11 protein-coding genes and 1 tRNA gene are annotated in these 13,897 nt (G+C 66.0%); 10 read left to right on the forward strand and 2 right to left on the reverse strand.

Annotated elements, in window-relative coordinates:
- The first annotated feature begins 17 nt into the window (after positions 1–17).
- The 10 genes from cphA (at position 18) to secF (ending at position 9,814) form a co-directional block, all read left to right on the forward strand.
- Positions 18–2,600 carry a cyanophycin synthetase gene (gene cphA / locus DFR40_RS15030; protein ID WP_121459320.1) on the forward strand — a complete coding sequence of 861 codons (2,583 nt, stop codon included), beginning with the start codon at positions 18–20 and terminating at the stop codon, positions 2,598–2,600.
- The gene (gene cobA, locus DFR40_RS15035) at positions 2,593–3,342 is read left to right on the forward strand and encodes a uroporphyrinogen-III C-methyltransferase (RefSeq protein ID WP_121459321.1); all 750 of its coding nucleotides are present in this window, start codon (positions 2,593–2,595) and stop codon (positions 3,340–3,342) included. The genes cphA and cobA overlap by 8 nt, the downstream gene beginning before the upstream one ends.
- Positions 3,339–3,737 carry a Rap1a/Tai family immunity protein gene (locus DFR40_RS15040; protein WP_121459322.1) on the forward strand — a complete coding sequence of 133 codons (399 nt, stop codon included), beginning with the start codon at positions 3,339–3,341 and terminating at the stop codon, positions 3,735–3,737. The genes cobA and DFR40_RS15040 overlap by 4 nt, the downstream gene beginning before the upstream one ends.
- Before the next feature lie 25 nt (positions 3,738–3,762).
- A tRNA-Leu gene (locus tag DFR40_RS15045) sits at positions 3,763–3,847 on the forward strand.
- Positions 3,848–3,908: 61 nt separating this feature from the next.
- Positions 3,909–4,952, forward strand: coding sequence for a tRNA preQ1(34) S-adenosylmethionine ribosyltransferase-isomerase QueA (gene queA, locus DFR40_RS15050; RefSeq protein WP_121459323.1), 1,044 nt, complete (start codon positions 3,909–3,911; stop codon positions 4,950–4,952).
- The gene (locus DFR40_RS15055; protein WP_121459324.1) at positions 4,949–5,470 is read left to right on the forward strand and encodes a GNAT family N-acetyltransferase; all 522 of its coding nucleotides are present in this window, start codon (positions 4,949–4,951) and stop codon (positions 5,468–5,470) included. The genes queA and DFR40_RS15055 overlap by 4 nt, the downstream gene beginning before the upstream one ends.
- On the forward strand, positions 5,452–6,564 hold the full coding sequence (tgt, locus tag DFR40_RS15060; protein ID WP_121459325.1) for a tRNA guanosine(34) transglycosylase Tgt: 1,113 nt from the start codon (positions 5,452–5,454) through the stop codon (positions 6,562–6,564). Before DFR40_RS15055 ends, tgt begins: the two co-directional genes overlap by 19 nt.
- 40 nt (positions 6,565–6,604) lie before the next feature.
- Positions 6,605–6,928, forward strand: coding sequence for a preprotein translocase subunit YajC (gene yajC / locus DFR40_RS15065; protein ID WP_121459326.1), 324 nt, complete (start codon positions 6,605–6,607; stop codon positions 6,926–6,928).
- Between the two features lie 48 nt (positions 6,929–6,976).
- Positions 6,977–8,854, forward strand: coding sequence for a protein translocase subunit SecD (secD, locus tag DFR40_RS15070; RefSeq protein ID WP_121459327.1), 1,878 nt, complete (start codon positions 6,977–6,979; stop codon positions 8,852–8,854).
- A gap of 12 nt (positions 8,855–8,866) precedes the next feature.
- Positions 8,867–9,814, forward strand: a complete 948-nt coding sequence (gene secF / locus DFR40_RS15075; protein WP_121459328.1) for a protein translocase subunit SecF — start codon at positions 8,867–8,869, stop codon at positions 9,812–9,814.
- 82 nt (positions 9,815–9,896) lie between these two features.
- Here secF and DFR40_RS15080 read toward each other — a convergent pair whose 3' ends face one another.
- Positions 9,897–12,341 carry a putative bifunctional diguanylate cyclase/phosphodiesterase gene (locus DFR40_RS15080; protein WP_121459329.1) on the reverse strand — a complete coding sequence of 815 codons (2,445 nt, stop codon included), beginning with the start codon at positions 12,339–12,341 and terminating at the stop codon, positions 9,897–9,899.
- Between the two features lie 323 nt (positions 12,342–12,664).
- The gene (gene nifS, locus DFR40_RS15085) at positions 12,665–13,870 is read right to left on the reverse strand and encodes a cysteine desulfurase NifS (protein WP_121459330.1); all 1,206 of its coding nucleotides are present in this window, start codon (positions 13,868–13,870) and stop codon (positions 12,665–12,667) included.
- Positions 13,871–13,897 lie beyond the last annotated feature (27 nt).

Consider the following 13,897-nt stretch of genomic DNA (forward strand, 5'->3'; position numbering starts at 1 on the left):
CGGAACACAAGACCACCATGGACGTTTCCCGTATCCGTGCCCTGCGCGGCCCCAACCTGTGGAGCCGCCACACCGCCATCCAGGCGATCGTCAGCTGCAGCGGCGCCGAGTGCGCCATCGCCGGCCTGCCCGGCTTCGAGGCGCGCCTGCGCGCGCGCTTCCCCGAACTCGGCGAGCTGATCCCGACCGACCACCTCGACACCGTCTCGATGGCCCACGCCCTCGAGTTCGCCGCCCTCGGCCTGCAGGCGCAGGCCGGCTGCCCGGTGACCTTCTCGCGGACGGCGCAGACCGTCGACAAGGGGGTTTACCAGGTGGTCGTCGAGTACACCGAGGAAGACGTCGGCCGGCTCGCCTTCGAGCGTGCCGAACAACTGTGCCGCGCCGCCCTCGACGACAGCCCCTTCGACCTCGAAGCGACGCTCAAGGAATTGCGCGACCTCGACGAGGACATCCGCCTCGGCCCCTCGACCGGCGCCATCGTCGCCGCCGCCCAGGCTCGCGGCATTCCCTTCCGCCGCCTGACCCAGGGCAGCCTGGTGCAGTTCGGCTGGGGCAGCAAGCAGAAGCGCATCCAGGCCGCGGAAACCAGCCACACCAGCGCCATCGCCGAAGCCATCGCGCAGGACAAGGAGCTGACCAAGCAACTGCTGCACGCCGCCGGCGTCGCCGTCCCGACCGGCCGCCCGGTCGACGACGAGGACGATGCCTGGCGGGCTGCGCTGGAAATCGGCCTGCCGGTCGTGGTCAAGCCGCAGGATGGCAACCAGGGCAAAGGCATCTCGGTGAATCTGACCAGCGAGGAACAGGTGCGCCACGCTTACCGGGTCGCCGTCGGTTTCTTCGACGACATCATGGTCGAGAAATACCTGCCCGGCCACGACTGGCGTCTGCTGGTCATCGGCGACAAGCTGATCGCCGCCGCCCGCCGCGATCCGCCACTGGTCGTCGGCGACGGCACGCACACCGTGCGCGAACTGGTCGACATCGTCAACAGCGATCCGCGCCGCTCCGACGGCCACGCCACTTCGCTGACCAAGATCCGCTTCGATGAAATCGCCCTCGCCCGCCTCGCCGAGCAGGGCTATAACGCCGACTCCATCCCCGAACGCGGCGTCCGCGTCGTGCTGCGCAACAACGCCAACCTGTCCACCGGCGGCACCGCCACCGACGTCACCGACGATGTGCACCCGGAACTCGCCGCTGCCGCCGTCGCCGCCGCCCAGACGGTCGGCCTCGACATCGCCGGCATCGACGTCGTCTGCGACACCATGTTGAAGCCGCTGGAAGACCAGGGTGGTGGCATCGTCGAAGTCAACGCTGCCCCCGGCCTGCGCATGCACCTCGACCCGTCCTTCGGCAAGGGCCGCCCGGTCGGCGAAGCGATCGTCGGCATGATGTACCCGGACGGCGACAATGGGCGCATCCCGGTCGTCGCGGTCACCGGCACCAACGGCAAGACGACGACCAGCCGCCTGATCGGCCGCATCTTCGAGGCCAACGGCCTGCGCGTCGGCATGACCAGCACCGACGGCATCTACGTCGAGAACAAGCGGATCGACGACGGCGACTGCTCCGGCCCGCGCAGCGCCCGCAACGTCCTCGCCCATCCCGACGTCGATGCCGCCGTCCTCGAGACCGCGCGTGGCGGCCTGCTGCGCGAGGGCCTCGGCTTCGACATGTGCGACGTTGCCGTGGTCACCAACATCGGCCTGGGCGACCACCTCGGCCTCAACTACATCACCACCGTGCACGACCTCGCGGTGATCAAGCGGGTGATCGTCGAGAACGTCGCGCCGACTGGCACCGCCGTGCTCAACGCCAGCGACCCGGTGGTCGCGGCGATGGCCCAGCACTGCCCGGGCCAGGTCACCTTCTTCGCCCTCGATCCGATGCATCCGGTGCTCTCCGCCCACCGCGCCCAGGGCAAGCGCGTGCTCTACGTCGACAAGGACGAGATCGTCTGCGGCGAAGGCCGGCGCAAGCACCGCATCGCGCTCTCGCGCATCCCGCTGACCCGCAACGGCACGATCGGCTTCCAGGTCGAGAACGTGATGGCCGCCGTCGGCACCGCCTGGGCGCTCGGCTACGCCTGGGAAAGCATCGAGCAGGCGATCGCCGGCTTCGTCAGCGATGCGGCCACCGCCCCCGGCCGCTTCAACGTCTTCGACTACCGCGGCGCGACGCTGATCGCCGACTACGGCCACAACCCGGATGCCATGCTGGCGCTGGTCAAGGCGGTCGAGGCAATGCCGGCGAAGCAGCGCTCGGTGGTCATCAGCGGCGCCGGCGACCGGCGCGACGAGGACATCAGCCAGCAGACGGAAATCCTCGGCGAAGCCTTCGACGACGTCATCCTCTACCAGGATGCCTGCCAGCGCGGCCGCGCCGACGGCGAGGTGATCGCCCTGCTGCGCCAGGGCCTGGCCAAGTCGAAACGGGTCCGCCATGTCGACGCGATCACCGGCGAATTCCTCGCCATCGACACCGCGCTCGCCCGCCTGCAGCCCGGCGACCTGTGCCTGATCCTGATCGATCAGGTCGAGGCGGCACTGGCCCACATCGAGCAGCGGATCGCCGAAGCGCGTGCCGATGGCTGAGCCCGGCAAGGTCTGGCTGGTCGGCGCCGGCCCCGGCGACGCCGACCTGCTGACACTGAAGGCGGCGCGCCTGATCGGCGCCGCCGACGCCATCGTCTACGACCACCTGGTTGGCGAAGGCGTGCGCGCGCTGTTCCCGGCCGCGGCCCGCCAGCACTATGTCGGCAAGAAGGCGGCGAAGCACACGCTCAAGCAGGAAGAAATCAACCAGTTGCTGGTCGATCTCGCCCGCGCCGGCCTCAAGGTCGTCCGGCTCAAGGGCGGCGACCCCTTCATCTTCGGCCGCGGCGGCGAGGAGCTCGAAGTCCTCCACGCCGCCGGCATCGCCTTCGAGGTCGTCCCCGGCGTCACTGCCGCCGCCGGCTGTGCCGCCTACGCCGGCTTTCCGCTGACCCACCGCGAGCACGCCCAGTCGGTAACCTTCGTCACCGGCCACCTCAAGGACCACAGCATCGATCTCGACTGGCCGGCGCTGGCCCGCCCCGGCCAGACCGTCGTCTTCTACATGGGCGTCGGCGGCGCCCCGGAAATCTGCCGGCAGATGATCGACCACGGCCTGCCGGCCGAAACGCCGGCCGCCATCGTCCGCCGCGGTACGCTGCCCGACCAGCAGACGCTGCTGTCCACGCTCGGCCGGCTGCCGCAATGCATCGCCGAGTCGGGCATCAAGCCGCCGGCGCTGATCGTCGTCGGCAGCGTCGTCGGCCTGCACGAAAAACTTTCCTGGTTCGAAACCCCATGATCCGACTGCTCATCCTCTGTGCCGCGCTGCTCGCCGGCCACGCCCACGCCTACACCGCCCAGGAAATGCTCGAGGACTGTCGCCAGGCCGAGCGCCTGCAGAACGGGGAAAAGAACAGCGATCCGCTGTTCGCGATGCGCAGCGGCCGCTGCATCGCCTATGTCGCCGGCTTCGCCGACGGCTACTCGGTCAGCGATTATCTCGCCGAACGCGTCGGGGTCCGCCTCAACGCCTTCTGCCTGCCCAAGGACGACCTCTCGCTGCGTCTGGTGCGGGCCGTCGTCATCCACGTCGAACGGGTCCCGCCGGACACCACCGCGAGCACCGCGACGCTGGTCGCCGGCGCACTGGCCAAGGCCTTCCCCTGCCCGGATTCACTTGAACCAAAGAAGTGATTCAGGGATAATCCGCGCTCCATTCGCCCCGATGGCGGAATCGGTAGACGCAGCGGATTCAAAATCCGCCGCCGAAAGGCGTGCCAGTTCGAGTCTGGCTCGGGGCACCAGTAACGACAAGCCGGCTTTCCCCAAGGAAAGCCGTTTTTGTTTGCCTGCCGGGCTCCTGTCATGTCCCTGACCGTCGACGACTTCGACTTTCCCCTGCCGCCCGAACTGATCGCCCAGCACCCCGCCGCCGAACGCAGCGGCAGCCGGTTGCTGCATTTGTGCGGTCAACGGCCGGTCGACCGTAAATTTGCCGAGCTGCCGACCCTGCTCGCCCCCGGCGACCTGCTGGTGTTCAACGACACCAAGGTGATCAAGGCGCGCTTCTTCGGCGTCAAGGAAACCGGTGGCCAGGTCGAGATCATGCTCGAGCGCATCGTCGATGCGCGCCACGCGATCTGCCAGATCCGCGCCAGCAAGGCGCCGAAAACCGGCTGCCTGCTCCGTCTGGCCGATGCGTTCACGGTCCGGATGAGCGGCCGCGCCGGCACCGACGGTGATTTTTTCGCCCTGGAGCTGGTCGACCGTGACGACTTCTGGGAACTCGCCGAAACCTACGGCAAGCTGCCGCTGCCGCCCTACATCGCGCATCCGGCCGAGGGCGCCGACGAGGCCCGCTACCAGACCGTCTATGCCCGCGAACCGGGCGCCGTCGCAGCACCAACCGCCGGCCTGCATTTCGACGAGGCGATGCTCGATACGCTGCGCGCCCAGGGCGTCGGCACCGCCTTCGTCACGCTGCACGTCGGCGCCGGCACCTACCGGCCGGTGCGCGTCGACAAGATCGCCGACCACCGCATGCACAGCGAACGCTACGAGGTACCGGCGGCCACCGCCGCCGCCATCGCCGCCACGCGGGCGGCCGGCGGCCGCATCGTCGCCGTCGGCACGACCAGCCTGCGCACCCTCGAATCGGCTGCCGCCGACGATGGCAGCGTCAATACCGGCAGCGGCGAGACCGACATCTTCATCACCCCCGGCTACCGCTTCAAGGTGGTCGACCGGCTGATCACCAATTTCCACCTGCCGAAATCGACGCTGATGATGCTCGTCTCGGCCTTCGCCGGTTACGACGCGATCCGCGCCGCCTACGCCCACGCCGTCGCCGGACGCTACCGTTTCTTCAGCTACGGCGACGCCATGCTGCTCGAACGCACCCAGCCATGACCGCCGCTGCCGAGGACATCCGCGCCGCCCGCTTTCCGGAGGACAGCGAGGCGGTGCTGGCCATCTTCCGCGAGTACGTCGCCAGTCCCAGTGTCAGCCTCGACTACCAGGGCCACGCCGGCGAATTCGCCAGCCTGCCGGGCAAGTACGCAGCCCCCGACGGCGGCCTGCTGCTCGCCCTGCAAGCCGGTGCGGTGGTCGGTTGCGCCGCCTGGCGCCGGGTCGACGCCGAGCGTTGCGAACTCAAGCGTGTATACGTCCGGCCGGCCGCCCGCGGCACCGGCCTCGGCCGCCGCCTGGTCGAACAGGCGCTGAAGCTGGCCGGCGCCGCCGGCTATCGGCGCGTCTGCCTCGACGTCCTGCCCGAATTCACCGCCGCCCGCCAGCTCTACGCCGAACTCGGTTTTCGCGATGCCGAGCCGGTCAGCTTCAACCCGATCCCGGGAACGGCCTTCCTCGGCCGCGACCTGCCCTACGCCCCCGACGAGACCATCCGCGCATGCAATTCGAACTCCTGAAAACTGACGGCGGCGCCCGCCGCGGCACCCTGACGCTGGCCCACGGCGTCGTCCAGACGCCGGTCTTCATGCCGGTCGGCACCTACGGCACGGTCAAGGCCATGACGCCGCAGAGCCTTGACGACATCGGCGCGCAGATCTGCCTGGGCAACACTTTCCACCTCTGGCTGCGCCCCGGCCTGGAAGTGGTCAAGGCGCACGACGGCCTGCACGACTTCATGAACTGGCGCAAACCGATCCTGACCGACTCCGGCGGCTTCCAGGTCTTTTCGCTCGGGGCGCTGCGCAAGATCACCGAGGAAGGCGTCAAGTTCAGCTCGCCGCACGACGGCGCCAAGCTCTTCCTGTCGCCGGAAATCTCGATGCAGATCCAGAAGGTGCTCAACTCGGACATCGTCATGATCTTCGACGAATGCACGCCCTACCCGGCCAGCCACGAGGAAGCGGCCAAGTCGATGCGCATGTCGATGCGCTGGGCCAGGCGCTCGCGCGACGAACACGACAAGCTGGAAAACGCCAACGCGCTGTTCGGCATCGTCCAGGGCGGGATGTACGAAGACCTGCGCGACGAATCGATCGCCGGCCTGTGCGACATCGGCTTCGACGGCATGGCCATCGGCGGCCTCTCGGTCGGCGAACCCAAGGACGACATGGCGCGCATCCTGGCGCACACGGCGCCGCGCCTGCCGACCAACAAGCCGCGCTACCTGATGGGCGTCGGCACACCGGAAGACCTGGTCAACGGGGTGAAGAACGGCATCGACATGTTCGACTGCGTGATGCCGACGCGCAACGCGCGCAACGGCCACCTGTTCACCCGCTTCGGCGACGTCAAGATCAAGAACGCCCGTTACCGCGCCGACACCGGCCCGCTCGACCCCTCGTGCAGCTGCTACACCTGCACCCAGTTCACGCGCAGCTACCTGCACCATCTCTACCGCAACGGCGAGATTCTCGGCGGCATGCTCAACACCATCCACAACCTGCACTTCTACCAGACGATCATGGCCGAGATGCGCGCCGCCATCGAATCGGGAAAACTGGACGAATGGTCAAGCGCCTTCGCCCGCGACCGAACGTCCGGCGAGTGCTAGAATCGCCCGTTCTGATTTTTCGTTATCCGGAGACTTTCCAATGATTAGCCTTGCCCACGCCCAAACCGCTGGCGCAGCCGACCCGACCGGCGGCTTCATGCAGCTGCTGCCGATGATCCTGATGTTCGTCGTGCTGTGGTTCCTGATGATCCGCCCGCAGATGAAGAAGGCCAAGGAACACAAGGCACTGCTCGCCGCGCTGCAGAAGGGCGACGAAGTCGTCACCGGCGGCGGCCTGGTCGGCCGCGTGACCAAGGTCGACGACAGCTACGTCACCGTCGAAATCGCCCAGGGCGTCGAAGTCGTCGTCCAGAAGCCCGCGGTCGGCATCGTGCTGCCCAAGGGTACGCTGAAGTCGCTGTAATCCATCCCGAAGGGCGGCTGCGGCCGCCTTTTTCGCTTCAAAGCCGCCATGAATCGTTACCCTCTCTGGAAGTACGTCACCGTCGCCATCGCGCTGGTCTTCGGCTTCATCTACACCCTGCCCAATTTCTTCGGCGAGTCGCCGGCCGTCCAGGTCTCCAGCGCCAAGGTCACGCTCAAGGTCGATAGCACGACCCAGGCCCGCGTCGAGGACGCACTGCGCGCCGCCGGCATCGCCCACGACGGCATCCAGCTCGACCCGGTCGGCGTCAAGGCCCGTTTCAAGGATACCGACACCCAGCTCAAGGCCAAGGACGCGATCGAGCGCGCGGTCAATCCCGACGCTGCCGACGCGCAGTACGTGGTCGCCCTGAACCTGCTCAGCGCCTCGCCGCAATGGCTGACCTCGCTGCATGCGCTGCCGATGTACCTCGGCCTCGACCTGCGCGGCGGCGTGCACTTCCTGCTCCAGGTGGACATGCCGGGCGCGCTGACCAAGCGCCTCGACTCGATTGCCGCCGACCTGCGCAGCCTGCTGCGCGACAAGAACATCCGCCACGCCGGCATCAATCGCGACGGCGACCGCATCGTCATCAAGTTCCGCGATGCCGAGACCCGCAGCGCGGCCAGCCGCGCGCTCGGCGACAACGTTGCCGACCTGGCGCTGGCCGAGGCCGGCCTTGGCGACGACCTGCGCCTGATCGCGACGCTGAAACCGGAAGCCGGCAAGAAGATCGCCGAATTCGCGATCAAGCAGAACATCAACACGCTGCACAACCGGATCAACGAACTCGGCGTCGCCGAGCCGGTGATCCAGCAGCAGGGTGCCGACCGCATCGTCGTCCAGCTGCCGGGCGTCCAGGACACGGCCAAGGCCAAGGACATCCTCGGCCGCACCGCGACGCTGGAAATCCGCATGGTCGACGACAGCCCCGGCGCGCTGGAAGCCGGCCTTGCCGGCAACCCGCCGTTCGGCACCGAGGTGTATACCGAACGCGGCGGCTCGCCGCTGCTGGTCAAGAAGCAGGTCGTCCTCACCGGCGACCGCCTGACCGATGCCCAGCCCGGCTTCGATGGCCAGACCCACGAACCGGCCGTGCACCTGACGCTTGACTCCGCCGGCGCCCGCATCTTCAAGGATGTCACCCGCGACAACGTCGGCAAGCGCATGGCCATCCTGCTGATCGAGAGAGGCAAGGGCGAAGTCGTCACCGCCCCGGTCATCCGCACCGAAATCGGCGGCGGCCGCGTGCAGATTTCCGGCCGCATGACCACCAGCGAGGCCAACGACGTCGCGCTGCTGCTGCGCGCCGGTTCGCTGGCCGCACCGATGGACATCGTCGAGGAACGCACCATCGGCCCGTCGCTCGGCGCCGAGAACATCGAGCGCGGCTTCAAGTCGACGATGTGGGGTTTCCTGGCAATTGCCGTATTCATGATCGCGTACTACCAGATGGTCGGCCTGATCTCGGTGATCGCCCTGGCTTCCAACCTGCTGCTGCTGGTCGCCCTGCTCTCTCTGCTGCAGGCGACGCTGACGCTGCCCGGTATCGCCGCCATCGCGCTGACGCTGGGCATGGCGATCGACGCCAACGTGCTGATCAACGAGCGCATCCGCGAGGAACTGCGCGCCGGCATGCCGCCGCAGGCGGCATTGTCGGAAGGCTACGAACGCGCCTTCGGCACCATCCTCGACTCCAACATCACCACGCTGATCGCCGGCCTGGCCCTGCTCATCTTCGGCTCCGGCCCGGTGCGCGGCTTCGCCGTCGTCCATTGCCTGGGCATCCTGACCTCGATCTTCTCCGCCGTCGTCGTTTCGCGCGCGATGATCAACCTGGTGTACGGTCGCCAGAAAAAGCTGACCAAGATCGCCATCGGTACCGTCTGGAAAGACGGCATCACCACGGTCGACGGCCAGAAATAAGGAAAAACGGACATGGAATTCTTCCGTATCAAGAAAGACATCCCCTTCATGCGCCATGCGCTGGTGTTCAACGTCATTTCGTTGCTCACCTTCCTGGCCGCCGTCTTCTTCCTCGCCACCAAGGGCCTGCACCTGTCGGTGGAGTTCACCGGCGGCACGCTGATCGAAGTCAAGTACGAACAGAGCGCCGACCTCGAGAAGATCCGCGGCGCCCTCGGCAAGAACGGTTTCTCCGACTTCTCGGTGCAGAACTTCGGCTCGTCGCAGGACGTGATGATCCGCCTGCCGCTACGCGACGCCCAGGATAGCGCCAAGCAAGGCGAACGGGTGATGGCGGCCCTGGCCGGCGAAGCCCCGGGAGCCGCACTGCAGCGGGTCGAGTACGTCGGCCCGCAAGTCGGCAAGGAACTCGCCGAGAACGGCGCGATGGCGCTGCTGGTGGTGATCGTCGGCATCATGATCTACCTCGCCTCGCGCTTCGAATGGCGCTTCTCGGTCGCTGCGATCATCGCCAACCTGCACGACGTGATCATCATCCTCGGCTTCTTCGCCGCCTTCCAGTGGGAATTCTCGCTGTCGGTGCTGGCCGCGGTGCTGGCCGTGCTCGGCTACTCGGTGAACGAGTCGGTGGTCGTCTTCGACCGCGTCCGCGAAACCTTCAAGAAGGTCCGCGGCCTGAGCACGCCGGAAGTCCTCGACCACGCGATCACCAGCACGATTTCGCGGACGATCATCACCCACGGCTCGACCCAGGTCATGGTCCTGTCGATGCTGATCTTCGGCGGCGAAACCCTGTACTACTTCTCGCTGGCGCTGACCATCGGCATCTGCTTCGGCATCTACTCGTCGGTGCTGGTTGCCAGCCCGCTGGTGATGTGGATGGGCGTCTCGCGCGAACAGTTCATCAAGGCGAAGAAAGTGGCAGCCGAGGGTGTTACCGACGACGGCGCCTGCGTCTGAGTTGAGGGTCCGCCGACCCGGATTGGGCAACCCGGTCTGCCGATGGCAGGCCGGGTTTTTCTTTTTGGGGATGGGGGATGGCTTAGCGAATTGGCAGGGAAGTGTCGAGCGCTTGCTGCAAGCCCTCGTCGTTCATCCAGCTATGCGCCGGCTGCGGACGTCCGAACAGGTAACCCTGCAGGAGTCGGCAGCCCATCTGGCGCAACAGCTCGAGCTGCTCACTGGTCTCCACCCCTTCGGTGACGACGCTCAGTTCGAGATCCGCTGCCATCGAGACAATCGCGCGTACGATCTTCTGGTCCGAGGGACTGTTCTGCAGGTTGCGGATGAACGACTGGTCGATCTTGATGATGTTCACCATGAAGCTGGAAAGATAGCTCATTGACGAATAGCCGGTCCCGAAGTCGTCGATGGCGATGCGCAAGCCGAGGGCTCGCAGACGACCGAGAACCTGGGTCACATTGCCGTCTTGCCCGAGGAGCATGTCCTCGGTGACCTCGAGGATCAGGCGTTCGGCAGGCACGCCTTCCTCGGCCAGAATCACCGCCAGCCGCTCGGGAAAATCCTCGGCGTTGATGTCGGTGACCGAGACATTGACCCCCAGATAAGGATGAGAAGCCGCGCCGAGGTAAGGTTTGAAAGCCCGGCAGGCGGCGCGCAACATGCTCAGGGTCAGCTCCCGGATACAACCGGTCTCGATGGCGGCACGGATGAATTCGGGAGGCGGCACCCAGCCCAGTTCCGGATGCTGCCAGCGGGCCAGCGCCTCGAAGCCGGCGATGCCGCCATTCGACGCAGCCACGATGGGCTGGAAATAGACCTGGATTTCGCCGTTGGCCACCGCGTTCGGCAGCCCGGCTTCCAGGCGGAACTGACGCAAGGCGCGCTCGTGGATGATGCCGTCGAAAAGAACCACCTGGTTGCCCCGCCTCCGCTTGGCTTCGTGCATCGCCGTATCGGCCTCGCGCAACAGGCGGTCCCTGTCGATTTCACGCGGCGCAGCCATGGTGACGCCGAACGCTGCCGAGACGGAAAGTCGGTGCCCGGCAACATCAAACGGTTCGACCAGCATGCCTTCGCACTGGTCGCAAAACGCCTGCAAATCCTCGATGTCAGCGCCCCGCCGCAGGATCACGAAGGCATCTCCGCCGAAACGGACGAGCTGACTCTGCCCGTCCTGGAAACTGGCCAGGCGCTGCGCGACACTTGCCACCACTTCGTCGCCGAAAGAATGCCCGTAGGTGTCGTTGATCAACTGGAAACGGTTGATGTCCACCATCGCCAGAACCAGGCTACGACCACCGCTCCATTTCCCGGTCAGCAGTTGCTCGTTGAGCCAGGCCCGGTTCGGCAGCCCGGTCAGATCGTCGTGGGTTGCCTGATAGTGCAAGGCCGCGTGACGCGCCGCCAGAATTCGGGCACGAATCACCACGGCGGCCAGCACCAGGAGCAAGGCGGCGACGATGGCCGCAAAACCGAACAGGAAGATCCGGTATTCGGGGTCAAAGACGGAGGGCGGACGGTGGAGCAACAGGCCGCCCGACGGAAGGTCGTGCTCGGAAAGGCCGAAGCGCTGCAGTTCCCGATAATCGAAGATCAAGGCCTGTGGTGTTTCGTAGACCACCGGAATCGCCGCCGCCGACTCGCCGGCAAGCACCCGCTGGGCCATGCGAGCAAGCAGGCGGCCGTTTTCCAGACCACTGTTCATGTAGCCCCCCAAGGCGCCGTTGCCGACGGTTGTATCCAGGTCGGAATAAACCGGGCGGCTGGTCCGGGAACGAGCGAAGGCGACAATTTCCTCGGGACCGAGCGGATGTCCGCCCGCCACCCTGGGCAGCGCGCCAAGGGCGAACAACAGACTGTCGGTGCCGAGCAGTGGCAGATGCCCCTCGACTTCGCCAAGGGTTCGCGCCACCCAGTGCTCGGCAACCACCCCTTCGCCCAGCCCGCCAAGCGCGTCGGCGATATGCGCCCGCGAACCGGCACCCGACTCGTCTGCCGCGGTCAGGAACACCAGGCGCCTGACCTCGGGATGAAGCTGCTGCGCCAGCTTGATGGTACGACTGAGGTCGAAGCGTTCCGCCACGCCGGTGACATTGGCACGGCCACCGACAATCTGACGTGGATCGCCATTGATGCCGGCAAAGACAATCGGCACGCCCGCGAACATTGGCTGCCTGATGGCGAATTCCAGGGCATTGTCATCGACGGTGACCAGTAGATCGAAACGACGCCCCGCATGTTTCTCCGCCAGATAGCGGGCAAACCGTTGGCGAGCTTCGGGCTGTGGATGCCGCTTGGTATCCATCCACTCGACGTGCAAGGTCGGGCGCCCGGCAACGACGCCCCCCCAGGCTTCCAGACCGTCGAGGATGTGATCCTCCCAAGTGTAGCCGTGATGATAGGACATCAGCACGAGCACCCGCGATGGCTCCTGGGCCATGGCCCCCCCGGCAACCAGCAAGCACTGCAGAAGACAAGCCATCAACAGGCGCCGGCAGGCAGTGGCCATGTTTTGCTCCGTCATCTATCGCTCCTTGTGCAGGGGGTTGCCAAGATTTTCCCGCCAACGGGTCGCGTTCGGACTGAACGTATCTAAATAGTAAATATATCAACTATATTATCATATGCCAATACCTATTCGCAAATTACAAATTCACCACAAGGCGGCAAAACTCTGGAGATTTGCAGGGCCGACTCACTTGCCGGCTGAATTGGCAGCCACGGCTTTTTCGCCTGTAGGGGATTCGGCCGGACAGGGCAGATGGCACCCGGCAAAAAAAACGCCCCGGAATTGCTCCCGGGGCGGCGAAGTTACTACAGAGAGAGACTGATGCAAAAACGAGGAGGTCAGGCGTAGGTCGGGGCGAAGGCCTGCTCGGCCGAGACCGGGCCGCCATCGCGCCAGTACGGCGACAGCTTGCGCAGTTGCGCGATGATCGGTGGAACCGCCGCGATGACGCGATCGATCTCGGCCTCGGTATTGTCCACCGACAACGAGAAGCGGATCGTGCCGTGGGCGGCGGTGTAGGGAATGCCCATCGCGCGCATCACGTGCGATGGCTCGAGCGAGCCCGAGGTACAGGCCGAACCGGAACTGCAAGCGATGCCCATCTTGTTGAGCAGGAGCAGGATGGCCTCGCCCTCGACGTATTCGAAGGCGATATTGCTGGTATTCGGGAGGCGGTTGCCGGTATCGCCGGTAGCGAAGGCATGCGTCACCTGTGCGAGGATGCCCTGCTCGAGCTTGTCGCGCAGCCGGCGGACCTCGCCGTTTTCCCGGGCCATGTTGGCCAGCGCCAGCTCGCAGGCCATGCCGAGACCGACGATCGACGCCGAGTTCTCGGTGCCGGCACGCCGGCCGCGTTCCTGGTGACCACCGCGCAGCAGCGGGCGGAAGCGGCAGCCGCGGCGCAGGTAGAGGACGCCGATGCCTTTCGGGGCGTGCAACTTGTGACCCGACAACGAGAGCATGTCGATCCGGGTGTTCTTCAGGTCGATCGGAATCTTGCCGACCGCCTGGACCGCGTCGGTGTGGAACATGATCCCCTTTTCGGCGGCAAGCGCGGCCATTTCCTCGACCGGGAAGATAGTCCCGGTCTCGTTGTTGGCCCACATCGCCGAAACGATGGCAACCCGGTCATGCAACAGCGACTTGTACTCGTCGAGGTCGAGCCGCCCCTTCTTGTCGACCTTGAGCTTATGCACGACATAGCCCTCCTTCTCGAGCCAGTCGCACAAGGTCAGGATCGCCGGGTGCTCGACGTTGGTGGTGATCACCGTGTTGCGTTCCGGTTGTGCCTTCAGTGCCGAGAGGATGGCGGTCGAATCGGACTCGGTGCCGCAGGAGGTGAAGATGATCTCCGAATCGTGCTCGGCGCCGAGCAGCGCCTGCACCTGGGCGCGGGCCTTCTTCAGCGCCTTGCCGACCTCGCTGCCGAAGGCGTGGATCGACGAAGCGTTGCCGAAATGCTCGGTGAAGAAGGGCAGCATGCTGGCGACGACGGCGGGATCGACCCGCGTCGTCGCGTTGTTGTCGAGGTAGATCGGTTCCATGGCGATGTCCTTGGCGTTCTCTGTCGG

This window comes from Azonexus fungiphilus, from assembly GCF_003634965.1.
GTDB classification, from domain to species: Bacteria; Pseudomonadota; Gammaproteobacteria; order Burkholderiales; family Rhodocyclaceae; genus Azonexus; species Azonexus fungiphilus.